The following is a 23,641-nucleotide window of genomic DNA, read 5'->3' as shown; positions in this document are numbered from 1 at the left end:
TCAGCCATGAGCGCCTACACGAGCGACGAGAACGTCGAACCAGCACGCATCACCACCTTCAAGCGCGTCCGCAAGCAGTGGCGTCGGACGGGTGAGGTCGGCTACACGCACAGCGGCAGCGACTTCTTCCGCGACGACGCGCCGGAAGCGGTCCAGCGGTAACCAGCGGCAGCCACGAAGTGCCCGTCAGGAGCGATCCTGGCGGGCACTTCTGCGTCAGCGACCGAGCTGGTCCCGCAGGTACGGCGCGGTCCGGCTCGTGGTCGACGCGGCAACCTCGGCCGGCGTGCCGGAGGCGACCACCTGGCCACCCTCGACACCGCCGGACGGGCCCATGTCGATGACGTGGTCGGCACTCGCGACGACGTCCATCGCGTGCTCCACCACGACGACGGTGTTGCCCGCGTCGGTCAGGCGGGCGAGCTGGGCGGTGAGCAGCTCGACGTCGGCCGGGTGCAGGCCGGTGGTGGGTTCGTCGAGCAGGTACAGGGTGTGGCCGGTCCGCGCACGCTGCAGTTCCGTGGCGAGCTTGATGCGCTGCGCCTCGCCGCCGGACAGCTCCGGAGCGGGCTGACCGAGGCGCAGGTAGCCGAGACCGACCTCGCGGAGGGTCTCGAGTCCGCGTCCGGCTGCCGGCAGGGACGCCAGGAACGGCGCCGCTTCGTCGACGGTCATGCCGAGGACGTCGGCGATGGACGCCCCGTTCCACCGGACCTCGAGCGTCTCGGCGGTGTAGCGGGAGCCGTGGCACTCGGGGCACGGGGCCCAGCTGCCGGGCAGGAAGAGCAGTTCGACGGACACCGACCCCTCGCCCTGGCAGACCTCGCACCGGCCGCCGGCGACGTTGAAGGAGAACCGCCCGGCACCCCAACCGCGGGCCTTCGCCTCGTCGGTCTGGGCGAAGGCGGCCCGGACCGCGTCGAACAGGCCGGTGTAGGTGGCGAGGTTCGAGCGGGGCGTCCGGCCGATCGGCTTCTGGTCGACCTGTACGACGCGGTCGACGAGCGGGTGCGACGTCGCGACGCCGGGCAGCACGCCACCGACGAGCGACGACTTGCCGGACCCGCTGACCCCGGTGACCGCGGTGAGGACACCGAGCGGCAGGTCGACGTCGAGCCCCCGGAGGTTGTGCAGGGTGAGGTCGCGGAGTTCGAGCGTGCCGATCGGGGTCCGGACGGCGCGGTCGGCGGTCGGCTGCCGGGGTTCCAGGAAGCGCCGGGTGACCGACGCCTCGACCTCGGCCAGGCCGGCGACCGGGCCGCTGTACAGGACGGTGCCGCCGCCGGTGCCCGCACGGGGACCGACGTCGACGATCCAGTCGGCTCGGCGCACGATGCTCATGTCGTGTTCGACGACGAAGACGCTGTTGCCGCCGGCACGCAGGTCGTCGAGGACGTCGACGAGGGACTCGGCATCGGCGGGGTGCAGCCCGGCGCTCGGTTCGTCGAGCACGTAGACGACACCGAACAGGCCGGAGCGCAGCTGCGTCGCGATCCGCAGTCGCTGGCTCTCACCGGGGGAGAGCGTCGGCGTGGCGCGGTCGAGCGCGAGGTAGCCGAGCCCCAGGCCGACCAGGACGTCGACGCGGGTCAGCAGGTCGCGGGAGATCGCCACGGCGACCTCGGTGTGCTCGCCGGACGACGCCCGTGACGTCGCCGCTGCCGCGTCGGTGATGCTGGCGATCGGGCGCAGGACGTCAGCCAGGCCGGTCAGCGGCAGGGCGTTCAGCTCGGCGATCGAGTGGCCGCCGATCGTGACCGCGAGGGCCGCACGGGTCAGACCCGTTCCGCCGCACAGCCCGCACGGGCCGGACTCGACGAACTGCAGCACCTTCTTGCGCTGCGTCTCGCTCTGCGAGTCGGCGAGGGTGTGCAGCACGAACTGGCGGGCGCTCCAGAACCGGCCCTTGTAGGGCTTCGCCACGCGGTCGCGCTTCGGCTGCACCTGCACGACGGGCTGTTCCTCGGTGAAGAGCAGCCAGTCACGGTCCTCACGCGACAGCTCACGCCACGGGCGCTCGATGTCGTAGCCGAGCACCGCGGTGACGTCCCGCAGGTTCTTGCCCTGCCACGCACCGGGCCACGCGGTGATCGCACCGTCGTGGATGCTCAACGACGGATCGTGCACGGCCGAGGCCTCGGTGACCTCGTGCGCGGTCCCGATGCCGTGGCACCGCGGGCAGGCTCCGGCGACGGTGTTCGGTGAGAAGGAGTCCGACTCGAGCCGGTCCGCGCCGGACGGGTAGGTACCGGCGCGCGAGTAGAGCATGCGCATCGAGTTCGACAGCGTGGTCATGGTGCCCACGGTGGAGCGGGAGCTCGGGGCGCCGCGACGCTGCTGCAGGGCGACGGCGGGCGGGAGTCCGGTGATCGAGTCGACGTGTGGGGTGGAGCCCTGCGCGATCAGGCGCCGTGCGTACGGGGCGACGGATTCGAGGAACCGGCGCTGGGCCTCGGCGAAGACGGTGCCGAAGGCGAGCGAGGACTTGCCGGACCCGGAGACGCCGGTGAACGCGACGATCCGGTCGCGGGGGATGTCCACGTCGACGTCGCGCAGGTTGTTCTCGCGGGCACCACGGACGCGGATGAAGTCGTCCGGCCCGGGTCGGTCGTCGGTCTTGGTCGAGCGAGGAGCGGGCATTCGCTCGATCGTAGGCTCGGCCACTGGGAGAAGCAGTGCCGCCGGCGGAACCGGGAACGACGAAGAGCCGCTCCGCCCTGATCGGCGGAGCGACTCTCCGTGTCGTGCGTGGTGCTGGTGTTGCGGTGTTGCGGGGGTGTTACTTGATCTGTGCGGTGATGGTGGCGGTGCCGACGAGGAGGCCGCGCTTGACGGCGTCGGTGCCGAAGGTCTTGTTCAGCAGGCCGGCGGCGTCTTCGCTGATGTGGACGGTGGTGCCGGTCAGGATGGCGTTGTCGCCCTCGAGCTGGAGGGGCTTGAGGGAGCCGCCGTGCAGCTCGAACAGGAACGCGTTGTTGACGGCGACCTTGCCGTTGACCAGGACGTCGCCGTAGAGCTTGGACGAGCCGGGGTTCACGACGAAGTTCTCGAGGGTGACGGTGGTGTCGCCGCCCTTGAGGGTCAGGCCGGAGTCGTCGTGGTTGAGCAGGCCCTGGACGTAGGGGCGGTAGTTGCCGTCGGGGGACCAGTAGGTGACCGATCCGGCGGTGATCGGGAACGACACGGACCCGTCGGCGAGCTTGGCGGTGCCGGAGACGCCGGGGGTGAGCTTGAGGGAGGTGAGGGCGTCGGTGAAGCCGGAGTCGAGCTTCACGGCGGTGGAGCCACCGAGGACCTCGGGCACCGAAGCGACCGGTGCGGGGATCTTCGACGACGACGAGGACACCGTGTGGATGGCGGGGGTCGCGGCCTGGGCGGAGGAGATGCCGAACGCGGCACCGCCCAGCACGAGGGCACCGGTGGTGGCGAGGGTGATGGAGGTCTTGAGGCTCTTACGCATCGTGATCAGTCCTTTGCTGTTGTCGCGCTCGGCGCGGCTGCTGTGTGCGCGCCGAACACACCCTGGTGCAGGGTGGAGAACCAGCGGTGTGCGGCTGGTGAGCGCTCCGGGTGGTTCCCGGTCGTTGCAGGTGATTCGGCACCCTCTGGCGAAGGGTTTGGACGGATCTGACGTCGTTACCGCTCTGTGACCTTTCGGCTGCTGCGGGTCAGGACGCCTTACCGGACGGGAGGCGCGGTGCCAGGCCGCCACGGGCCTCCCGTCCGTCGCGCAGTCGCGTCAGTGCTGCCCGCCGCGCAGGCGGCCGATGCCGAGCACGATGCCGACGACGACCATGCCGAGCACGAGGCCGGCCACGGCCGACACGGCCGTGTCGGCGATCCAGACGACGACGGGGCCGGCGGCATCGAGCGCGTGCTCGATCCCGTGCAGCAGGTCGTACGGTCCGTGCCAGATCGTCTCGGCCAGGTTCGCGATGACCAGGTGTCCGCCGACCCAGAGCATCGCGACGGTGCCGATGACGCTGATGACCCGGAAGACCATCGGCATCGCGCGGACGATCCTGGCACCGATCCGGCGGGTGCGGCGGACCGAGTTCTTCATCATCTGCAGGCCGATGTCGTCGACCTTGACGAGCAGCGCCACGGCGCCGTAGACGACCGCCGTCATGACCAGGCCGATCACGATCAGGGCGCCGAGCGTCGGCCAGAGCCCGAGGTCGGGGTCGAGGCCCGCCAGCGCGATGAGCATGATCTCGGTGCTCAGGATGAGGTCGGTGCGGATGGCGCCGAAGACGAGCTTCGGTTCGGTGACGGCCTCGTCGGACCCGCCCTCGTGGTGGACCCCGAACCACTCGGTCACCTTCTCGGCACCTTCGAAGCACAGGTAGGTGCCGCCGAGCAGCAGCAGCCAGGGCAGCACCCCGGGGGCGAACGCCGTCAGCAGCAGGGCCAGCGGAATGATGATGACGAACTTGTTGAACAGGCTGCCGAGGGCGATGCGCCCGACGACCGGCAGTTCGCGGGCGGGCTCCAGGCCCTGCACGTACTGGGGTGTGACGGCGGCGTCGTCGATGACGACCCCCGCGGTCTTCGCGCTGGCCTTGAGGGCTGCGGAGAGGATGTCGTCCACCACGGCGAGCAATCCGACTGACAATGTGTTCTCCACTCGTCTGACCTGTGACCGTGCACAGCGTAGTGGCCGCGGAGCATCCTGAACGCCAGCCGCGGGGCGTCCGTAGGCTCGCGACATGGCTGACTTCACCGCATCCCAGGCCGCCGTCGTCCGGATCGAGCGTTCCGAGCAGGGCCGCTGGGACCTCTCCGTGATCAGCGACGCCGGTGTCGCGATGGGCCACGGCGTCTACTTGTTCGACGCAGCGCACGACGACGCCGAGGACGAGCGGGCCGCGGCACTCGACTTCGTGCGCGAGTACGGCTTCCGGTTCGAGCCGGACGCCGTGCAGGCCGATGGCCCCGACGCCTTCTGGGCGCCGCTGCTGCCGTCCGACCAGCAGTAGGCGCTGCTGCGCGCGGGAGTCAGCGCGGGACTCAGCGCGCCGAGTCCTCGAACCCGATCAGCCAGGCGACCCCGAAGGCGTCACGGACGGTGCCGTCCCAGTCGCCCCACGGTCGCTGCTGCAGTGGGTCGACGACCGTGCCGCCCTCGGCGAGCTGGTCGAACCACCGGCGCAGGACGTCCGGTTCCGCGGCGCCGAGCAGTGAGAAGAGCAGCCCCGTCGCCGAGAACGGGGTGTCGCCCCCGCCCTCGCCCTCGCTCGCGTCCGCGGCGAACAGCTGCAGCTCGCCGGTGAGCTGGCCGTGCGCGACGGCGTCGGCCGGGCCGTCCGTGCGGGAGAAGTCCGCGTAGGTCGCGATCTGCACCTGGCCACCGAACACTCGCTGCCAGTGCTCGAGGGCCTGCCTGGCGGTGCCGGCGAACTGGAAGTACGGCGCGGGTCCGGTCGTGTGCATGCCCGGCAAGGTACTCCGGAGTGCGGACTGGGCGTTCGTCAGCCGAGCAGTGCCAGTGCGCGACGGCTGGGAGACGCCGTCGTCACGTCGAGACGCCTCCGGAAACGGGGGCGTCTCGACGACTTCCCGGCGTCGGGCGGACACGACGGCGTGTTCGCACCCGGCCACGGTGCGGACGGGAGGCCCGTGGGGACGCCGCCACGGGCCTCCCGTCCGGCACCGGGGCACGCGCACGGCGCGACGCTCCTTCCCACCGCGCCTGCGCTGGAAAGCGGAAACGGGCGTACCTGGCGGGAAGTTCCTGCCAGGTACGCCCTGCGCCCCCGCCTCAGGACGCGAGCGCGGCCATCTCGCGCACGACCGCACGGAGCCGGTCGGCGAGCTCGTCGTTGCTCCGCACGGTCTCGCGGTGCGCGACCTCGCTGAGTGCCGACATCACCAGGGTCACGGCGGTGCGGGCGGTCTGGGCGTCTGTGCGGGTGCCGACGACGCTGAGCAGGGACTGGCGCGACTCGGCCATCCACTGCATCACCATCGACGACATCTCCGGCCGGAGCACGAGCAGCTCCTTCATGCGCCTGCGGTCCTGCGAGAGCGGCACGGTCGCCGCGACCAGGGTGCACAGGTCGGCGACCAGGGCCCCGTCGGCCTCGGCGAACCAGGCCGCTGCGCGCTCCGGCACCTCGACCGAGTCGAGCCCGAGTGCCGCGTGCGCCTTCGACGAGAAGTAGTTGAAGAAGGTGCGGGGCGAGACGTCGGCGTCGGCGCAGATCTGCTCGACCGTCACGCCGTCGAGCCCGTGCGCGGACACGAGCGTCAGTGCCGCGTCGTGCAGCGCCTGCCGGGTCTGCTGCTTCTTCCGTTCACGCAGCGTGCACGGCTCCGTTGCCGCAGCCGCTGCCGGGGTGGTGATCACGTGGACTCCTGGTGGATCGATGTGGGTGGGAGGGGCGCCCGCCCGGAAAGGGGGCACGGGCGGACGCCCCGGTCGGTCACCGACGGTGCGTCGGCGCGGATCCGGTCGAACCCGAACCGGTCGGAACGGACCCGGTCATCGGGCCCGTGAACGAGCCGGCCTCGGCCGCTGCGGCGCCCGCCTCGGCCTCGAGCTGCGCCTCGGCGGACATGTCGGCCTGCTCCTGCAGCGCGGAACGCTGGCGCAGCGGCGGCACCCGGAAGAACCAGGTCAGCACGAACGCGAGCAGGATGACGCCGAGACCGACCCAGTAGATCGTCACGGACGAGGCGTTGAAGCCCGCCATGAACGGCCGGGTCAGGCGGCTGTCGGCACCGGTCAGGAACGAGGTGTCGTTCGTGCTGGTGGCGCTGTCGCTCGTGGTGTTGCCGTCGTCGATCTTCTTCGCGAGCTCGGGGGTGAGCTCGTCGACCCAGTAGGAGCGCTGCGCAGCGTTCGACCAGTCGACGGACACGGTGCCGTCCTGCACGCTGGCGTGCGCCTGGTCGGCGACCTGCTCGAGGGCGGACTGCTCGGCGGCCGGCGTGGCCGCGGCGACCTGCTGGTCGATCACGGTCTGCGCTGCCGCTGCGGGCACGGCACCCGCGGCGACCTGCTGCTGCACGGCCGCGGTGACCTGCTCGGTGACCGCGGCGTCGGCGGCCTGCTTCGCCTTGGCCGAGGCGGCGTCGAGCTGTGACTGCACGGTCTTCGTCAGCGGGGTGACGACGGGCGTCCAGATCTTGTCCATGGCGCCCTGGTTCGCCTTCGCGCTGGCGACGGTCGGGTTGAGCGCGGCGTCGAGTGCCGGACCGAGGTCCTTCTGGTTCGCGGTCGCGGTCAGGATGTTCGCCGGCATCACCGAGAACAGGATGGACAGCAGCACGGCGGTGCCGAGCGTGCCGCCGATCTGGCGGAAGAACGTGGCGGACGACGTGGCGACGCCCATGTCACGGGCCTCCACCGAGCCCTGCGACGCCAGGGTCAGCGACTGCATGACCGATCCGAGGCCGAGACCGATGAGGAACATGCCGATCATCAGGAACCAGAGCGGCTTGTCGATCGACATGAACGTCAGGACGACGTAGCCGGCGGAGACGAGCGCGGTGCCGATGACCGGGAAGATCCGGTAGCGGCCGACGCGGGCGACGATCTGACCCGAGGTGATCGAGGCGATCATCAGCCCACCGACGAGCGGCAGGGTCGCGAAGCCGGACTCGGTCGGGGTGAGCCCCACGACGATCTGCAGGTAGAGCGGGATCGTGAGCATCGCACCGAACATCGCGAAGCCGACAAGGAACCCGATGACGGTCGCCATCGAGAACGTGCCCGAGCGGAACAGCTTGAGCGGGATGATCGCCGCGTCGCCCATCTTCGACTCGATGAGCAGCAGACCGATCAGCCCGACGACACCGACGACGTAGCAGGCGATGGCGGCGGGGGAGCCCCAGCCCCAGATGCGGCCCTGTTCGGCGACGAGCAGGAGCGGCACGAGGGTGACGATGACGGCGGTCGCGCCCCACCAGTCGACCTTCGGCTTCGCGTCGCCGGCGCCGTGCACCTTCGGCAGGTGCAGGAACACGATGACCATGAGCAGCGCCGCGACACCGATCGGCACGTTGATCAACAGGACCCAGCGCCAGCCGGTGATCCACAGGATCTCGGAGGAACCGGCGAGCAGGCCACCGATGAGCGGGCCGATGACGGACGAGATGCCGAAGACGGCGAGGAAGTACCCCTGGTACTTGGCGCGCTCACGCGGGGCGAGGATGTCGCCCATGATCGCCAGCGGCAGCGACATCAGCGCACCGGCACCGATGCCCTGCACCGCGCGGAAGGCGGCGAGCATGAGCATCGAGGTGGACATCGACGACAGGACGGCGCCGAGGATGAAGACGACGATGCCGAAGATGTAGAGGGGACGGCGGCCGAAGATGTCGGAGAGCTTGCCGTAGATCGGCGTCGCGATCGTCGAGGTGATGAGGTACGCGGTGGTCACCCAGGCCTGCTGGTCGAGCCCGTGCAGGTCGTCGCCGATCGTGCGGATCGCCGTGCCGAACACCGTCTGGCCGAGCGAGGACAGGAACATGCCCGCCATCAGGCCGTAGATCACCAGGAGGATCTGACGGTGGGTCATCAGCGGCTGCTGGCCGGCGCCTCCGGAGGCCGCGGGGGCCTCGGCGGTGTGCCGACCGTGCTGCACCGAGACGGGTGCGGTGGCGGTCATCGAACTCCTTTTTCTGGCTGTGAAACTTTGCAGACCGCGCAACGATACATCTGTTGCTTCCGGCAAGCAACTAAATGTGCCCGCTACGCTGGGCGCGTGACCGACGACCGGCGTGCCGCAGAGCGACTCCTGCGATCCCAGCTCGACCGGCTGTGGGTCCGGCAGACCCTGCGCTCCTCGCTCATCGAGTCGCGCGGCGGGCTCGACCCGACCGCCCGCGTGATCCTGCGTGCCGTCGCCGGCCACGGCCCCGTCCGGGCGACCGCGATCGCCGACGCGACGGGGTTGTCCCGCCCGGTGATCAGCCGGCGGGTGGCCTCGCTGATCGAGGCCGAGCACCTGATCGGGTCACCCGATCCCGCGGACGGCCGCGCCACGCTCGTCACGCTCGCCCCCGCCGGCCGGCGGCTGCTCGACGAGCTGGACGCGGCCGGTGCCGAGGTCTTCGACGACCTGACGGGGGAGTTCGCCTCGGACGAGCTGCGCGCGCTCGCCGAGATGCTGACGCGGCTGAACGACCGTGCCGACACGGTCCTGGGGATCGGCACCACGCGCTCCTGACGTGACCGAGGGGACGGACAGGAGGCCCGTGGCGGCGCCGCCACGGGCCTCCCGTCCCTGCGGAGCGCGCATTCGAGATACCGTTGGTGGTATGAGCACGGACACCACCCCCACCACTGAGACCCTCGACGACGGGCCCGTGGTGACGTTCGCCGATCTCGGCCTGAGCGACGCTGTGCTCAAGGCCGTCAAGGACATCGGCTACGAGACCCCTTCCGCCATCCAGGAAGCCACCATCCCCACCCTCCTCGCCGGGCGCGACGTCGTCGGCCTGGCGCAGACCGGAACCGGCAAGACCGCCGCCTTCGCGCTGCCGATCCTGTCCCGCATGGAGTCCGGCAGCAAGAAGCCCCAGGCGCTCGTGCTGTCCCCGACGCGCGAGCTCGCCCTGCAGGTGTGCGAAGCGTTCGAGCAGTTCGCGTCCCACATGAAGAACGTCCACGTCCTGCCCGTCTACGGCGGCCAGGCCTACGGCGTGCAGCTCTCCGCCCTGCGCCGTGGCGTCGACGTCATCGTCGGCACCCCCGGCCGCATCATGGACCACCTGGCGAAGGGCACGCTCGACCTGTCCGAGCTGAAGTACCTGGTCCTCGACGAGGCCGACGAGATGCTCAAGATGGGCTTCGCCGAGGACGTCGAGACGATCCTCGCCGACACCCCGGACGACAAGCAGGTCGCCCTCTTCTCGGCGACGATGCCCGCGCAGATCCGCCGCATCTCGCAGCAGTACCTGACCGACCCGGCCGAGATCACCGTCAAGACCAAGACGAAGACCGCCGCGAACATCACGCAGCGCTACCTGATGGTCTCGTACCCGCAGAAGGTCGATGCGCTCACCCGCATCCTCGAGGTCGAGGACTTCGAGGGCATGATCATCTTCGTCCGCACCAAGAGCGAGACCGAGACCCTGGCCGAGAAGCTCCGTGCCCGCGGGTACGCCGCCGCCGCGATCAGCGGTGACGTCGCCCAGGCCCAGCGCGAGCGCACGGTCAACCAGCTGAAGTCGGGCAAGCTCGACATCCTGGTCGCCACCGACGTCGCCGCCCGTGGTCTCGACGTCGACCGCATCACGCACGTCGTGAACTTCGACATCCCCGTCGACATCGAGTCCTACGTGCACCGCATCGGTCGTACCGGTCGTGCCGGCCGCTCGGGTGACTCGATCAGCTTCGTCACCCCGCGTGAGCGTCGCCTGCTCGCCGCGATCGAGCGCCACACCAAGCAGCCGCTCACGCAGATGCAGCTGCCGACCATCGACGACGTCAACGAGACGCGCCTGACCCGCTTCGACGACGCCATCACCGCGGCGCTCGAGGACCAGGGCCGGATCGCGGCGTTCCGCGACGTCATCGCGCACTACGTCGAGCACCACGACGTCCCGTCGGACGACGTCGCTGCCGCCCTGGCCGTCGTGGCGCAGGGTGACTCGCCGCTGCTGCTCACCGCAGCCGACGACGCGCTCCGCTCGCAGATGGAGCGTGACGCCCGCCGCAGCGAGCGCGACGACCGTGGTGCCCGCGACGACCGCGGCGGCCGCAACGACCGCGGTGCCCGCGACGACCGTGGCGGCGACCGCGACCGTGGCGACCGCGCCCCGCGCCGTTCGCAGCCGATGTCCCCGTACCGCATCGAGGTCGGCCGTCGTCACCGCGTCGAGCCGCGCCAGATCGTCGGTGCGCTGGCCAACGAAGGCGGCCTGCGCCGCGACGACTTCGGTGCGATCCAGATCCGTCCGGACTTCTCGATCGTCGAGCTGCCGGCCGACATGGACCCCGGTGTGCTCGACCGCCTGACCGACACCCGGATCAGCGGCAAGCTCATCGAGATCCGTGCGGATCGCCGTGGTGGCGGACGCCGTGACGACCGCGACGAGCGTCCGGAGCGCAAGCCGCGCTACTGAGACGCGCCGCGTCCGAGACGCGACCCCTGTGGACGGGAGGCACGGTGCCAGCTGGCACCGTGCCTCCCGTCCGTCGTCGGTGCGCGTTCCGGGCCCGCGAGACGCCGTCGTGTCGCTTCCACGCCGCCGAGTCGGCGAGACGCCGCCGGATTCCGCGGCGTCTCGGGAACACGACGGCGTGTGCGGGGGTACCAGGCGGCATCTTGCGGTGCGGGGAACCGCACATCCCGCCCGCAACCGTTCCCCTGCGGTCGGCACGGTGCTGTGATACCCGGAGCCGTGACGCAGGGAGCCGCGGAGAAGGCAGGGGAACATCGTGTACCGAGCACTCATCACCGCGGTCGCCGCCGCGGCGCTCGTCTTCGGAGGTGTGGCGCCTGCGACGGCGCACACCTCCTGGTCGTCGGTGCCGGGAGCGCCGACCGCCGTCCGCGTCACCGGCGACGCGGACAGCGCCACGCTGACGTGGCGTGGCCCGAAGCACGGCGCGAAGGTGACGGGCTGGAAGGTCGCGGTCGCCGCCGTCGCGAACCGGCACGACCGTCAGGCCGACCGACTCCACCCGCGTGCCCGCTCCGACCGCTTCGACGAGCTCTCGCCCGCGACCACGTACCGGTTCTCGCTCCGTGCCCTCGGACACCGGGGGACCGGCCGCACGATCACGCTGCGCTGGACGGCACCACCCGCACCCGAGCCGGAGACGACGCAGTCGCTGTTCGGGCTCGACGGCAACGGTGACGTCGTGCGGTTCGCGGACTCCGGCAGCGGTGCGAAGACCGTCGTCGCGAGGGACGTCGAGGGCTTCGCCGCGAATGCCGACGGTGACGTGTTCACCCCGACGGCGGACGGCACTTCGATCCTGCTGCACCCGGCCGACGGCGGCGGGATCTCGATCATCGCGTCCGGCCTGCACCTGACCCCGGACCTGCGCTCCGATGCCGAGGGCAACCTGTACTGGGTGGACTCGGTGACCGGTGCGGTGCAGCAGTTGCCGGTCGGCACCTCGACCCAGAAGACCGTGCTCGACCTGGGTGGCAAAGCCGTCGGGAGCGATCAGCGTTTCTGGACGGTCACCCCGGACGGCAAGGTCGTCGTGCTCGGCGGAACGGTCAGCCAGCCGTACGTCAAGGGCACCGGCATCGCACCCCGCACGTTCACCGGGCCGAGCGGCATGATCGTCGGCTACCCCGCCGGTGTGCTCGCGGACTCGCAGGGCAACGTCTACGTCGACATCCGATCGACCGGTGCCGCCGGGTCGTGGATCTGGTACCAGCTCAAGCCCGGGGCGACCGAACTGACGAAGATCGAACCGCGGTACGCGTTCGACTACGCCGCCGCGAACGCCGATGGCTTCTCGCTCCTGCAGTCGGCGCAGTTCTGCCCCGCCCCGTCGGAGTACCGGCCGGGCGGGTGCACGATCGACCGCGGCATCCCGGACAAGCTCGTGGTGGGCAGCGGCGGGACGTCGACCGTGCCGGTGACCGGGCTGACCGCCGGGTCGCGTGGCGAGCACCTGGGTGCCGCCTCCGCCGACGGGGACGTGTTCGTCTCGATCGAGAGCGGCCCCTCGGTCGGGCTGTGGAAGGTCCCCGCCGCGGGTGGAGCTGCGCAGCAGCTCGACGTGGCGCAGTACTCGAGGCTGCTGGTGATCTGACCGGCGGTGCGAGGCGGAAGGGGGTGGGACGCAATGGAGCGTCCTACCCCCTTCCGTGTGTGGCTCGCGGTCAGGCCACGCCGGCGGCCGTGCGGCGGCACACCTCGTCCCACGGGGTCGGCTCGATGCCGAAGCGGGTGCGGCTCTCGGCGTCGTCGACCACGTACGGCGCGGTCCACTGGTAGGTCAGGTCGGCCAGCTCGCGCATCATCGGCGACACGAGCCCGCCGACGCGGAACAGGGCCGCGGGCATCCGGCGTACCGGCACCGCGGGCTTCCCCGTCGCCGCGAGGACGTCGGTGAGGGCCTGGCGCTGCGTTCGCGGTGCGTTGCTCGGCACCATCCACGTGCGGCCGTGGGCGCTCTCGTCCTCGGCGGCGGCCACGAGGGTCCGGGCGACGTCGAGCACGTCGGTGAAGGTGTGCGGCAGGTCTGTGCGGCCGACCATCCACACCGCCCGGCCCCGCAGTGCCGCCGGCAGCACGCGCGTGACGTGCCCGTTCGCGCCGATCCCGGGCCCCAGGTAGTCCGAGGCGCGGACCTCGACGGCGCGGATCCGGCCCGCGTCGTGCGCGGCGAGGGCGTCGGCCCACATCCGCGCCCGGAGCACGCCCTTGCGGTCCGTGGCCGCGTCGGGCAGTCCGGCGCGCATGTGTCCGTCGACCGGGCCGTACGGGTACAGGTTCCCGGTGATGGCGTACGTCGCACCGGTCCGTTCGGCCGCGGTGAGCAGCGCTGCGGCGAGCGGGGGCCAGGTGCGTTCCCACTGCGTGTAGTCGCCGGGGTTCGCGCAGTTGTACAGGACGGCCGCTCCCTCGGCGGCGCGGGTGAGCGCGTCGGCGTCGGAGGCGTCGAGCGCGAGGTGCTCGACCCCGGCGACGCCGGTGCTGCGCCCGGAGCGGGAGACGACGGTGACGCGGTCGCCCCGGGCGTTCACGAGTCCGGCGACGTGGCGGCCGACCGGGCCGGCGCCGATCACGATGTGGTGGGACATGGTCTCCTGCTTCCTGGTCGATGCGAGAGCAGTGCTCTCGGAAGCGAGCATGACCGCTCCTGCGGGGAAAAGCAAGAGCACTGCTCTCCTTTGTGTGCGCTGCTCTCTCGTGCCAGGATCGACGGATGGCACCCACCGCCCGAGCGCTCGCACGGCAGACGGTCACGGCCGACATCCTGGCCGCGGCACGCACCCGTCTGACCGACGAAGGTCCGGCGGCCCTGAGCCTGCGTGCCGTCGCCCGTGACGTCGGGATGGTCTCGTCAGCCGTGTACCGGTACTTCCCGAGCCGCGACGACCTGCTGACCGCCCTGCTCATCACCGACTACGACGAGCTCGGTGCCGCGGTCGAGGCCGCCGGTGCGGCAGCCGGACCCGATGCCGGGGCGCGCTGGGTCGCGATGTGCCGGGCGATCCGTGACTGGTCGATCGCGCACCCGGGGGACTTCGCGTTGCTCTTCGGCTCGCCGGTACCGGGCTACGCCGCGCCGCGCGAGACGGTCGCACCCGCGACACGGACGACGCTCGCCCTGGTGCGCGTGGTCGCGGACGCCGTCGGCTCCGGTGCGCCCGGTGCGTCGGGTGCGTCGGGCGGATCGGGTACGTCGGGCTCGCCCGTCACGTCGACGCCGGGGACGGCCGGGAGGCCCGGATCACCCACTGCGCCCACGGCGGCTCCCGGGGTGGCCGGTCCCGCCGTCGCGGACGGGGTCGCCACCCTGCGCTCGTTCGGCATCACCCTGCCCGACGAGGTCCTGGTCCGGACGCTGATGGCCTGGACGACGGTGTTCGGGACGATCTCGTTCGAGCTCTTCGGGCACTTCGTGGGGTCCGTGTCCGACGGTGCGGCGTACTTCGACCAGGTCATCGCACGCCTGGCCGACGACCTGGGGTTCACCGCCGTCTTCTGAGACGCCGTGTCCCCAGATCGGGTGAGCAACCTGACAGACTCCCCACCCGTGCGGTAGACAGGTCGTCACGCCCAGGTCGTGCCCGACGACCGAAGCGGACGACCGGCACGGTGGCCCCCGGGTCAGCTGCCGGACGGAACCACTCTCGGGCGTGCGCTGCGGCCGGGGCCCGCGGATCAGGAGGCATGCTTGCGACGCAGCACGTGCGACGGCACCACGGTCGGGGCGACCCGGTGACCGCGCTCGACGTCAGCCGACAGGACCGCCGCCGACTCACCACCGGAACGGCCCGCCGGCGCCTGGTCACCGTGCGGACCGTGGCGCTCCTGGCGTCCCTCGCCGGGGTGAACTACATCGTGTGGCGCTGGGCGGCCTCGGTGAACTGGCACTCGTGGTGGATCGCGGTGCCGCTGATCCTCGCCGAGACCTACAGCGTCATCGACTCGCTGCTCTTCGCGCTCGGGGCCTGGCGGCTCCGGGAGCGCGGCGAACCGCCGGCGAAGCCGTCCACCGACGTCACCGTCGACGTCTTCATCACGACCTACAACGAGCCGGTCGACCTGGTGGAGCGCACCGCCCGCGCGGCGAAGGCGATCACGCACCCGCACACCACCTGGATCCTCGACGACGGCAACCGCCCCGAGATGCGCGCGGCGGCCGAAGCGCTCGGCATCGGCGTCATCACGCGCGGCGCCGACTGGGTGGACCGGCCACGGCACGCGAAGGCCGGCAACCTCAACAACGCCCTGCTCGCGACCCAGGGCGAGTTCCTGCTCATCCTCGACGCCGACCAGGTGCCGGACCCGGCGATCCTCGACCGCACCCTCGGCTACTTCAAGGACCCGCAGATGGCGCTCGTGCAGACGCCGCAGTGGTTCGAGAACGTCCCCGCTGCCGACCCCCTCGGCAGCCAGGCGCCGCTCTTCTACGGCCCGATCCAGCAGTCGAAGGATGGCTGGAACGCCGCGTTCTTCTGCGGGTCGAACGCGATCCTGCGGCGTGAGGCACTCATGCAGCTCGGCATCTCGCGCTACGTGGCCGAGGTCGAGGCGTCCGTGCAGCGCACCCTCGCCACCTCGCGCAAGCTCCTCGCCCGTTCCCGCGAGACCGAGACCGACCCGCGCGTGCTCGATGCCCTCGACGACGCCGAGGGCGTGGTCGACCGCGCACGCGAGCAGGTCCGGTCCGGCGAACCCCTGGGCGACGTGACCTACGCGTTCCAGCGGGGGATCGACGCCATCGCGTTCCGGTTCGCCGCCGCCGACCTCGAATCGGTGCGGAACGACCTGCAGGAGCTCGCGGCGATGTCCACCGACGCGAACACCTTCGCCGGACTCGACGACGCCGCCCTCGACGTGCTCGGGCGGCGCGAGGCCTCGCCGGTCGCCGCCATCGAGTCGATCGCCGTGCTCGCCCGTGCCCTCGACGTCAACCGTGACGACGAGGCCCAGCCGATCATGCCGCTGGCGACGATCTCGGTGACCGAGGACATGGCCACCGCGATGCGCCTGCACGGCCTCGGCTGGAAGTCGGCGTACCACGACGAGATCCTGGCGACTGGCCTGGCCCCCGAGGACCTGCCGACGATGCTCGTGCAGCGACTGCGCTGGGCGCAGGGCACCATGCAGGTGTTCTTCCGTGAGAACCCCCTGGTGCAGAAGGGGCTGTCGTGGGGGCAGCGGCTCATGTACTTCTCGACGATGTGGAGCTACCTGTCGGGGTTCGCCGCGATCGTCTACATCGCGGCGCCGGTGCTCTGCCTGTCGTTCGGGGTCGTGCCCGTGCAGGCCTACAGCGTCGACTTCTTCGCCCGGCTCATCCCGTTCCTGGTGTGCAACCAGCTGCTGTTCTGGGTGGTGGCCGCCGGCAGACCGACCTGGCGCGGGCAGCAGTACTCGCTCGCCCTGTTCCCGATCTGGATCGAGTCGGTGACCAGCGCCTTCCAGAACGTCTTCCGGGGCAAGCCGCTCGGGTTCCGCGTCACCCCGAAGGTGCGCGACGAGACCGAGCAGAAGCCGCGGTGGGACCTGGTCAAGCCGCAGCTCTGGGCGATGGGTGCCCTGGTCGCCGCCCTGGTGATGATCGTCATCCGGTACCTGACCGGTCAGGCCGAGGGGATCGCGCCGCTCGTCAACACCGCGTGGGTCGTCTTCGACCTGTTCATCTTCAGCATCGTCATCCGCGCGGTCCGGTACCGCGGCCCGGCCACCCCCGCACAGTCCGAACACGAGTCGAGCACCGCCGGAGGGCCCCTGTGAGCACCGAGACCACGTTCGAGGTCGCCGCGACGCCCGACTCCCTCAACGAGGTGCAGGACCGCTTCGCCGCGTGGTGGGACGGGCTCGGCATCGACGACGTGCGGCTCCGCTTCGCACTCGAGACCGCCCTGGCCGAGGTCGCCGCGAACATCGTCGAGCACACCGTCCGCGCCGACCGGGGGACCGGGCGCCGGTACTCCGTGCGCCTCCAGGCCACCGACCAGGCCCTGACCGCGGTGCTGACCGACAACGGGATGCCCGTCGACATCGACCTGAGCGCCGTCACCATGGCCGACGTCGAGCAGGAGAGCGGGCGTGGGCTGGCGCTCGCGATCGCCGCGCTCGACCGGCTCGAGCACCGGCACGAGTCCGGCCACAACGTCTGGATCCTCGCGTGCGACCGGTGAAGCAGCAGGTGGCCCGCGCCCTCGCCCTCCTCGTCACGATCGCCACGCTCCTGCTCGGTGGTGCGCTGCCCGCGTCCGCGGCGTCCGCGGCGTCGGCGTCACCCGTGCAGCGGGCCGCCGCCGTCGAGCCGGCGGGGGGCTCGACGTGGTTCGGCCCCGACCTCGACTGGGCGAGTGACTCGCCCGAGGGCTACGAGGGACGGCTCGGCGCGACGCCGTCGATGTACGGCGTCTCCGTCGACTACCCGCTCGACGGCCCGGCCAAGCAGGAACTCCTCCGGTCGGCGCGCGCGGCGGCGACCCAGGGTGCGGTGCTCGTCGTGAGCCTCGAACCCGACCGCAGGCTGCGGTCGCTCGACGCCGGGGACGCACGCGCCGTCAACTCCGTGTTCGAGGACCTGCACGACCAGTACGACACCCAGGTGCTCGTCCGGTTCGCACCGCAGATGAACGGCACGTGGGTCCGGTGGGGGCAGCAGCCGACCGAGTTCGTCCGGGCGTTCCGGGCGCTCGCCACGACCGTGCACGCGGGCGCGTCGGACGCGCTCATGGTGTGGTCCCCGGGGTACGGTGCCGGCTACCCGTTCGGCGAGTCCGCCGGGCGGCTGCGGGACCTGTCGGTGATCGACGTCGCGAAGGCGGACACCAACGGCGACGGACAGCTCACCGGTGCCGACGACCCGTACGGCCCCTACTGGCCGGGGGCCGAGGCCGTCGACTGGGTCGGGCTGTCGATGTTCTCGTACGGCAAGGGCGACCCGACCGAGGCCGCCGGTCGTGCCGTGCCACTCACCCGCAGCGGTGAGGTCGAGTCGCGGTTCGACGAGGACTGGGGCTACGACCAACCCCAGTCGGAGACGTTCTACGACCGGTTCGCGGTGGCCGACGACCGCCCGATGCTGCTCGACACCGGAGCCCTGTACAACCGGGAGCTGCAGGGCGACGCCGAGCTCCAGGTCAAGCGGAGCTGGTGGCGGCAGGTGCTCGCCGCCGTGCCGGAGCGTCCGCTGATCCGGGGCATGACCGTGCTCGAGGCGGAGCGCCGCGAGCCCGAAGCCGGCAACCGCGTGGCCGACTGGCGACTCACCGCGGACCCGGACGTCGCGAAGGCCTTCCGCGCCGACCTCGAGCGGTCCGGGGACTTCGCCTTCGGACCGGTCACCGACCGCGTCACCGTGCAGCAGGGCAACGCCGCGATCTCGCAGGAGTACGAGACCGGCGGCGACCAGATGGCGTGGATCGTCTGGCTGGCCGCGGGCCTGGCGATCGTCTTCCTGCTGAGCGGGGTCTTCGGGCGGCTGCTGCCGAGCTGGCGCTACCCCGACGACGGCAAGCCCGGCCGTGACCTGCGCCTCGACCTGTTCCGCGGGTTCATCATCCTCGCCGTGGTGATCACCCACATCGAGATCGGCGGACCGTACTCGTACCTGACGCTGCACGCCGTCGGGGCGATCACCGGCGCCGAGATGTTCGTGTTCCTGTCCGGCATGGTGCTCGGCATGACGTACCCGTTCGCCGTGAAGAAGTTCGGCGAGTGGGCTGCGGCGATCGGGGCGTGGAAGCGCGCACGCAAGCAGTACGTCGTCACGCTCGTGGTGATCGCCGTCGTGTTCGTGCTGAGCTTCGTGCCGTTCCTGAACACCGACGCCATCACGACCTTCACCGACCGGGGCACCGGCCTCGGTGGGGTCGACGCCGAGGGACGCGTCTACGACCTGTACCCGAACGTCATGCAGCTGCTCGCGTACCCGCCGCCCTGGTACGCGATCCGGCAGTTCCTGCTGCTCGAGATGGGGCCGTGGCCGTTCAACATCATGGGGCTGTTCGTGGTGCTGAGCCTGTTCATCCCGGCGTTCATCTGGGTGATCCGCCGCGGGTTCTGGTGGGCGCTCCTCGCCGCCAGCTGGGCGCTCTACGTGTTCCAGGCGCTCAACCCGGACTTCCGCCCGCTGAACTCGCAGTTCGAGGCGGTGTTCCCCCTGTTCACCTGGCAGGTCGTGTTCACCCACGGGCTCGTGCTCGGGTACTACCGGCGGCAGATCGTCGGCGCGCTCACCGGGCGTCTCGGCAAGGTCCTGGTCGGCATCGCGGTCGGCGGGTACGCGGCGTTCCTGGTCTACGTCTGGGCCGGTGACCACTTCGGGTTCACCCCGGTGCCGTTCCCGGCCGAGATGTACCAGTCGCTGTACAACACGGCGTACCAGCGGGTGGACCTGCAGTGGGGCCGCCTGGCGGACATCGCGTTCTTCGCGGTCGTGTCCTACGCGATCCTCACGGTGTTCTGGAAGCCCATCGCCGCCGCCATCGGCTGGCTCTGGATCCCGCTCGGGCAGGCGAGCCTGTACGTGTTCGTCTGGCAGGTGTTCTTCGCCCTGGCGATCGCGTCGATCCCCGGTGTGCCGTGGGGCGACTTCTGGATCGGGTTCGTGGTGCACACGGCGCTGATCCTGCTGGCCTGGTACATGGTCCGCAAGAAGTTCCTGTTCTCCGTCATCCCGCGCTGATCGCGCGCTCCTACGGACGGGAGGCCCGTGGCGGTGTCGCCACGGGCCTCCCGTCCGTCCTGCGGTCGCGTCTCAGGACGCGGGCAGGCGCGCACGGAGCGCGCCACGGACCGACTGCCACGCCGCCAGGCGGTCGCGGACCGCGTCGTCCTGCTCGGCGGCCAGGGCGTCCCGGTGTGCCTGCTCGAGCACCTCGTCGATGACGACCCGGCGCCCGCTGCGCGCCGACGTGATCGCGGCGTCGACCATCGTGAGGCTCATGACGTTGCCGTGCACCTCGCCGTCCGGCACCTCGCCGGAGCGGACGGCCCGGACGAAGGACGCCAGCGACCCGGCGATCTCGTGTCCCACCGACGGTGCCGTGACCGGGGACCCCGGTGTGCCGTCGAGGTCGCTCGACGGGTCGTGGTCGCCGTCCCAGAGTGCCGTGCCGGCGGCTCCGGAGGCGCGCCAGTCGCCGTTCCACGAGGTCTCCGCACCCGGCGCACACCAGGAGCCGTCGTAGACGTAGCGGACGTCGTCCTCGAACGTGAAGACGGCGGCGGCGGCCGCGTCGCCCCGGTACCAGGACCACGACGGGTTCCACGACTCGCAGTACACCGACACCGGATCGCGCTCGAGCACGTACCGCGCCGAGTCGAAGGCGTGGATGGCCATGTCGAGCAGCAGGACGTCGTCCATCTCCTCGCGGAAGCCACCGAAGTGCGGTGCCTTCGCGAACCGGGTGCTCAGCCCGCCCACGACACCGAGGTCGCGGACGTGCTGCCGGAACGCGACGAGCTGGTCGTTGTAGCGGCGGGACTGCGACACCATGAACAGCTTGCCGGTGGCCTCGGCGGCTGCCGCGAGCGACAGCGCCTCGGCGACGGTCTGCGCGGCGGGCTTCTCGCCGAGCACGGGGAGCCCGGCACGGAGCGCCTGCATGGTGACCGGGTGGTGCGCGACCGGCACGGTGATGTCGAGCACGGCCTCGGCCCCGGTCTCGGCGGCCAGCGTGGTCAGGTCCGTGCCGACCGGGATCGACGGGTCGCCGGCGTGTGCGGCGCCGGCACGCGCGGCGTCGAGGTCGAGGTCGACGATGCCGACCAGCTCGACCTCTGGGTCGGCGGCGACGGTGGCGAGCCAGGCCCGCCCCATCCCGCCGGCGCCGATCTGCAGGACGCGCAAGGGGCTCACGCCTGCGCCCCGTCGCGCTCGGCAGCGGGCGCACTGGCTGCCGGCTCGGTGACCGCGGGCTCGGCGGCCGCCGGGGCGGCCGTCTCCGGCTCGGCGTCGTCGAACGGGCCGCGGTAGTGCTGCCCGTCGAAGTACTCGCCCAGGTCGTAGCGGCGGAGCGTCGGCATCTCGCGCTCGCGCTCCGGCCGTGCCCACTCGGCGCCGTTCGCGATCACCCGGCGGACGTCCGGGTGGTGGTAGACGGGGAAGTCCTGGTCACCGGGGGAGAAGTAGAAGATCTTCCCCAGGCCGCGGCGGTACGTCATGCCGCTCCGGAACACCTCGCCGCCCGTGAAGCCCGAGATGAACACGAGCTCGTCGGGCGTCGGGACGTCGAAGTACTCGCCGTACATCTCCTGCTCGGGGATGACGATCGGGTTCGGCACCCCGCGGGTGATCGGGTGCTGGGGGTTGACGGTCCAGACGAGCTCCTGGTCGTGCTCGCTGCGCCACCGCAGGGTGCAGGTGGTGCCCATGAGCTTGCCGAAGATCTTCGACCAGTGGCCGGAGTGCAGCACGAGCAGCCCCATGCCGGAGAGCACGTGCCGGTGCACCCGGTCGACCACGGCGTCGTCGACGTCCTGGTGTGCGGCGTGCCCCCACCAGGTGAGCACGTCGGTGTCCGCCAGGACCTCGTCGGTGAGGCCGTGCTCCGGTTCCTGCATGGTGGCGGTCCGGACGACGGCCTCGGGCAGGTGCTCGCGGATGCCGTCCGCGATCGCGCCGTGCATGCCGTCGGGGTACCGCTCGGCGACGTGCTGCTCGACCTGCTCGTGGACGTTCTCGCCCCAGACGGTGATGCGGAGCGGGGTGGTGGTCATGGTGTGTGCCTTTCTGGCTGGGATGCGTGGCGGCTTCGGTCCGGTGCCGTCACTTGACGGCACCGCCGAGGGCACCGGCGGAGATGTACTTCTGCGCGAAGATCAGCAGGACGGCGGCGGGCAGGGACGCCAGCACCGAGGTCGCCATGACGGGACCCCAGTCGGTGACGTTCGAGCCGATGTAGTTGTAGATGCCGAGCGTGATCGGTCGGACCGCGGTCGTCGACGTCAGGGTCAGTGCGATGAGGAAGTCGCCCCACGCGCCGAGGAACGTGAAGAGCGCCGCGGTGACGATGGCGTTCCGGCTGATCGGCACGACGATCGACACGAACGCCCGGAAGTCGCTGGCGCCGTCGACGAGTGCCGCCTCGACCAGGCTCGGTGGGATCGACTCCATGAACGCCCGCATGAGCAGGATGGCGAAGGGCACCTGGACCGCGCTGTCGGCCAGGATCAGCCCGACGTAGCTGTTGAGCAGCCCGATGTTGTTGAACAGCGTGTACAGCGCGTTCGCGATGACGATCGCCGGGATCATCTGCGTGATCAGCAGCACGAGCAGGAACACCCGGCCGCCGCGCATCCGGAACCGTGCGAGCCCGTACGCGGCCGGTGTCGCGATGGCGAGCGTCAGCAGGACGGTGCCGAGTCCGATGATCATGCTCGAGACGAAGTTCTGCCCCTGCTGGGCGAACGCGGCCTGGTAGCCGGCGAAGGTGGGGGAGAACGGGAACCACGTGGCCGTGGCGGCCCCGGACGTCGCCTGCAGGCTGGTGTTCACCATCCAGTAGACGGGGAACACCATGATCGCGAGGAACACGCAGCCGAGGATCGTGAACGGGATCCCCTTCGCCGAACCGCGTGGCCGGGGGGCACGGGCGCTCTTGGTGGTGATCGCGCGGGTGGCGGTGACGGTCTGGTTCGCGAGTCCGACGCTCATTCGTCGACCGCCTTCCGTGAGATCGCGATGTAGACCATCGCGAAGACGAACGAGACGACGATGAGCACGTTGCTGACCGCGGCTCCGATGCCGAACTGGAAGTTGATGAACGACTGGTGGTAGGCGTTCGTGGCCAGGGTCTGGGTCGAGTTGGCCGGGCCGCCGCCGGTCAGGCCGAGGATGATGTCCACGACCTTCAACGTGTAGACGACCCCGAGCACGATCACGACGCTGACCACCGACCGGATGCTCGGCCAGGTGATGTACCAGAACGCCTTGAACCCGGTGGCGCCGTCGAGCGAGCCGGCCTCGTAGAGTTCCGGCGGCACGGACTGCAGACCGCTGTACAGGATCGTCGTGTTGAACGGGATGCCGAGCCAGACGTTGACGCCGATCACGGCGATGAGCGCCAGGCTCGGGCTGACCAGCCACGGCACGGGGGCGATGCCGACCACACCGAGGAGCTGGTTGAGCGCGCCGCTGTCCTGGTCGAGCAGCCACTTCCACACCGCGCTGGACGCGATGAGCGGCAGCAGCCACGGCAGGAGCAGCAGTCCCCGCAGGAAGCCCGACAGCGGGAAGTGCCGGCGGAAGAACAGCGCCAGGCTCAGCCCGATGACGAACTGCAGGATGATCGAGCCCGCCGTGAACAGCGCGGTGTTCACGAGGCTCGTCGTGAACACCGAGCTCTGGAACACCGAGATGTAGTTGGCGAGTCCCACCCAGGGGGCCTCGCCGGTGAAGAATGTCGCCGTCGTGTAGTCCTGGAAGGACATGACGATGTTCTTCACCACCGGGTAGCCGAAGAAGACGGCCACGAAGACCGCCGCTGGCACCACGAAGAGCCATCGGGTCACGCCGGAT

The 23,641-nt window shown here is 70.9% G+C and carries 20 protein-coding genes; 9 read left to right on the top strand and 11 right to left on the bottom strand.

Going from position 1 to position 23,641, the window contains the following annotated elements:
- Positions 1–6: 6 nt before the first annotated feature.
- Positions 7–162, top strand: a complete 156-nt coding sequence (locus ITJ50_RS08445) for a hypothetical protein (protein WP_155896774.1) — start codon at positions 7–9, stop codon at positions 160–162.
- 54 nt (positions 163–216) lie between these two features.
- Here ITJ50_RS08445 and ITJ50_RS08440 read toward each other — a convergent pair whose 3' ends face one another.
- The 3 genes from ITJ50_RS08440 to ITJ50_RS08430 form a co-directional block, all read right to left on the bottom strand.
- Complete coding sequence (locus tag ITJ50_RS08440; protein ID WP_194590295.1) at positions 217–2,640, bottom strand: excinuclease ABC subunit UvrA; 2,424 nt, start codon at positions 2,638–2,640, stop codon at positions 217–219.
- A 139-nt stretch (positions 2,641–2,779) separates the two neighbouring features.
- Positions 2,780–3,460 (bottom strand): hypothetical protein, encoded by a 681-nt coding sequence (locus tag ITJ50_RS08435; protein WP_042537774.1) that lies wholly within the window; start codon positions 3,458–3,460, stop codon positions 2,780–2,782.
- A gap of 279 nt (positions 3,461–3,739) precedes the next feature.
- Positions 3,740–4,615 carry a DUF808 domain-containing protein gene (locus ITJ50_RS08430; protein WP_042537898.1) on the bottom strand — a complete coding sequence of 292 codons (876 nt, stop codon included), beginning with the start codon at positions 4,613–4,615 and terminating at the stop codon, positions 3,740–3,742.
- Positions 4,616–4,709: 94 nt separating this feature from the next.
- Between ITJ50_RS08430 and ITJ50_RS08425 the strand changes: the two genes are divergently transcribed.
- Complete coding sequence (locus tag ITJ50_RS08425) at positions 4,710–4,979, top strand: hypothetical protein (protein ID WP_042537772.1); 270 nt, start codon at positions 4,710–4,712, stop codon at positions 4,977–4,979.
- 31 nt (positions 4,980–5,010) lie between these two features.
- Here the strand turns inward: ITJ50_RS08425 and ITJ50_RS08420 are convergent, their stop codons facing one another.
- The 3 genes from ITJ50_RS08420 to ITJ50_RS08410 form a co-directional block, all read right to left on the bottom strand.
- Positions 5,011–5,433 (bottom strand): VOC family protein, encoded by a 423-nt coding sequence (locus ITJ50_RS08420; RefSeq protein WP_194590294.1) that lies wholly within the window; start codon positions 5,431–5,433, stop codon positions 5,011–5,013.
- Between the two features lie 328 nt (positions 5,434–5,761).
- Positions 5,762–6,349 carry a TetR/AcrR family transcriptional regulator gene (locus ITJ50_RS08415; protein WP_056072745.1) on the bottom strand — a complete coding sequence of 196 codons (588 nt, stop codon included), beginning with the start codon at positions 6,347–6,349 and terminating at the stop codon, positions 5,762–5,764.
- Positions 6,350–6,425: 76 nt separating this feature from the next.
- The gene (locus ITJ50_RS08410) at positions 6,426–8,615 is read right to left on the bottom strand and encodes an MDR family MFS transporter (RefSeq protein WP_194590293.1); all 2,190 of its coding nucleotides are present in this window, start codon (positions 8,613–8,615) and stop codon (positions 6,426–6,428) included.
- Positions 8,616–8,711: 96 nt separating this feature from the next.
- Here ITJ50_RS08410 and ITJ50_RS08405 point away from each other — a divergent pair, with 96 nt between their 5' ends.
- The 3 genes from ITJ50_RS08405 to ITJ50_RS08395 all read left to right on the top strand — a co-directional run bounded on the left by ITJ50_RS08405 (position 8,712) and on the right by ITJ50_RS08395 (position 12,730).
- Positions 8,712–9,176, top strand: coding sequence for a MarR family winged helix-turn-helix transcriptional regulator (locus tag ITJ50_RS08405; protein ID WP_042537769.1), 465 nt, complete (start codon positions 8,712–8,714; stop codon positions 9,174–9,176).
- Positions 9,177–9,267: 91 nt separating this feature from the next.
- Positions 9,268–11,076, top strand: a complete 1,809-nt coding sequence (locus ITJ50_RS08400) for a DEAD/DEAH box helicase (protein ID WP_017886812.1) — start codon at positions 9,268–9,270, stop codon at positions 11,074–11,076.
- 316 nt (positions 11,077–11,392) lie between these two features.
- Positions 11,393–12,730: a fibronectin type III domain-containing protein gene (locus ITJ50_RS08395; protein WP_194590292.1), complete on the top strand. Its 1,338-nt coding sequence runs from the start codon at positions 11,393–11,395 to the stop codon at positions 12,728–12,730.
- Positions 12,731–12,800: 70 nt separating this feature from the next.
- On the opposite strand, the gene ITJ50_RS08390 is transcribed toward ITJ50_RS08395, so the two are convergent.
- Positions 12,801–13,724 (bottom strand): NAD-dependent epimerase/dehydratase family protein, encoded by a 924-nt coding sequence (locus tag ITJ50_RS08390; RefSeq protein WP_228499437.1) that lies wholly within the window; start codon positions 13,722–13,724, stop codon positions 12,801–12,803.
- A gap of 125 nt (positions 13,725–13,849) precedes the next feature.
- Here ITJ50_RS08390 and ITJ50_RS08385 point away from each other — a divergent pair, with 125 nt between their 5' ends.
- The 4 genes from ITJ50_RS08385 to opgC all read left to right on the top strand — a co-directional run bounded on the left by ITJ50_RS08385 (position 13,850) and on the right by opgC (position 19,804).
- Positions 13,850–14,635, top strand: coding sequence for a TetR/AcrR family transcriptional regulator (locus tag ITJ50_RS08385; RefSeq protein ID WP_194590290.1), 786 nt, complete (start codon positions 13,850–13,852; stop codon positions 14,633–14,635).
- Between the two features lie 185 nt (positions 14,636–14,820).
- Positions 14,821–16,893: a glycosyltransferase gene (locus ITJ50_RS08380; RefSeq protein WP_017886808.1), complete on the top strand. Its 2,073-nt coding sequence runs from the start codon at positions 14,821–14,823 to the stop codon at positions 16,891–16,893.
- Positions 16,890–17,300 carry an ATP-binding protein gene (locus ITJ50_RS08375; RefSeq protein ID WP_017886807.1) on the top strand — a complete coding sequence of 137 codons (411 nt, stop codon included), beginning with the start codon at positions 16,890–16,892 and terminating at the stop codon, positions 17,298–17,300. Before ITJ50_RS08380 ends, ITJ50_RS08375 begins: the two co-directional genes overlap by 4 nt.
- Positions 17,297–19,804, top strand: coding sequence for an OpgC domain-containing protein (opgC, locus tag ITJ50_RS17820; RefSeq protein ID WP_194590289.1), 2,508 nt, complete (start codon positions 17,297–17,299; stop codon positions 19,802–19,804). The genes ITJ50_RS08375 and opgC overlap by 4 nt, the downstream gene beginning before the upstream one ends.
- Before the next feature lie 72 nt (positions 19,805–19,876).
- On the opposite strand, the gene ITJ50_RS08365 is transcribed toward opgC, so the two are convergent.
- From ITJ50_RS08365 to ITJ50_RS08350, 4 genes are read right to left on the bottom strand one after another with little or no spacing between them, the layout of a single operon-like run.
- Positions 19,877–20,971 (bottom strand): Gfo/Idh/MocA family protein, encoded by a 1,095-nt coding sequence (locus ITJ50_RS08365; RefSeq protein WP_159558167.1) that lies wholly within the window; start codon positions 20,969–20,971, stop codon positions 19,877–19,879.
- A 5-nt stretch (positions 20,972–20,976) separates the two neighbouring features.
- Positions 20,977–21,840, bottom strand: a complete 864-nt coding sequence (locus ITJ50_RS08360; RefSeq protein WP_017886804.1) for a ThuA domain-containing protein — start codon at positions 21,838–21,840, stop codon at positions 20,977–20,979.
- Positions 21,841–21,889: 49 nt separating this feature from the next.
- Positions 21,890–22,777, bottom strand: coding sequence for a carbohydrate ABC transporter permease (locus ITJ50_RS08355; RefSeq protein WP_017886803.1), 888 nt, complete (start codon positions 22,775–22,777; stop codon positions 21,890–21,892).
- Positions 22,774–23,634, bottom strand: coding sequence for a carbohydrate ABC transporter permease (locus tag ITJ50_RS08350; RefSeq protein ID WP_017886802.1), 861 nt, complete (start codon positions 23,632–23,634; stop codon positions 22,774–22,776). The genes ITJ50_RS08355 and ITJ50_RS08350 overlap by 4 nt, the downstream gene beginning before the upstream one ends.
- Positions 23,635–23,641 lie beyond the last annotated feature (7 nt).

This window comes from Curtobacterium sp. VKM Ac-2889 (genome assembly GCF_015350855.1).
GTDB lineage: Bacteria > Actinomycetota > Actinomycetes > Actinomycetales > Microbacteriaceae > Curtobacterium > Curtobacterium poinsettiae.
The sequence above is the reverse complement of the archived record's forward strand: the minus strand, read 5'-3'. Positions and strand labels throughout refer to the sequence as shown.

Coding starts and splice junctions, on each gene's coding strand:
- ITJ50_RS08445 (WP_155896774.1), top strand. CDS start 7: ATGAGCGCCTACACGAGCGACGAGAACGTCGAACCAGCACGCATCACC.
- ITJ50_RS08440 (WP_194590295.1), bottom strand. CDS start 2,640: ATGCCCGCTCCTCGCTCGACCAAGACCGACGACCGACCCGGGCCGGAC.
- ITJ50_RS08435 (WP_042537774.1), bottom strand. CDS start 3,460: ATGCGTAAGAGCCTCAAGACCTCCATCACCCTCGCCACCACCGGTGCC.
- ITJ50_RS08425 (WP_042537772.1), top strand. CDS start 4,710: ATGGCTGACTTCACCGCATCCCAGGCCGCCGTCGTCCGGATCGAGCGT.
- ITJ50_RS08420 (WP_194590294.1), bottom strand. CDS start 5,433: ATGCACACGACCGGACCCGCGCCGTACTTCCAGTTCGCCGGCACCGCC.
- ITJ50_RS08410 (WP_194590293.1), bottom strand. CDS start 8,615: ATGACCGCCACCGCACCCGTCTCGGTGCAGCACGGTCGGCACACCGCC.
- ITJ50_RS08400 (WP_017886812.1), top strand. CDS start 9,268: ATGAGCACGGACACCACCCCCACCACTGAGACCCTCGACGACGGGCCC.
- ITJ50_RS08390 (WP_228499437.1), bottom strand. CDS start 13,724: ATGTCCCACCACATCGTGATCGGCGCCGGCCCGGTCGGCCGCCACGTC.
- ITJ50_RS08385 (WP_194590290.1), top strand. CDS start 13,850: ATGGCACCCACCGCCCGAGCGCTCGCACGGCAGACGGTCACGGCCGAC.
- ITJ50_RS08380 (WP_017886808.1), top strand. CDS start 14,821: ATGCTTGCGACGCAGCACGTGCGACGGCACCACGGTCGGGGCGACCCG.
- ITJ50_RS08360 (WP_017886804.1), bottom strand. CDS start 21,840: ATGACCACCACCCCGCTCCGCATCACCGTCTGGGGCGAGAACGTCCAC.
- ITJ50_RS08355 (WP_017886803.1), bottom strand. CDS start 22,777: ATGAGCGTCGGACTCGCGAACCAGACCGTCACCGCCACCCGCGCGATC.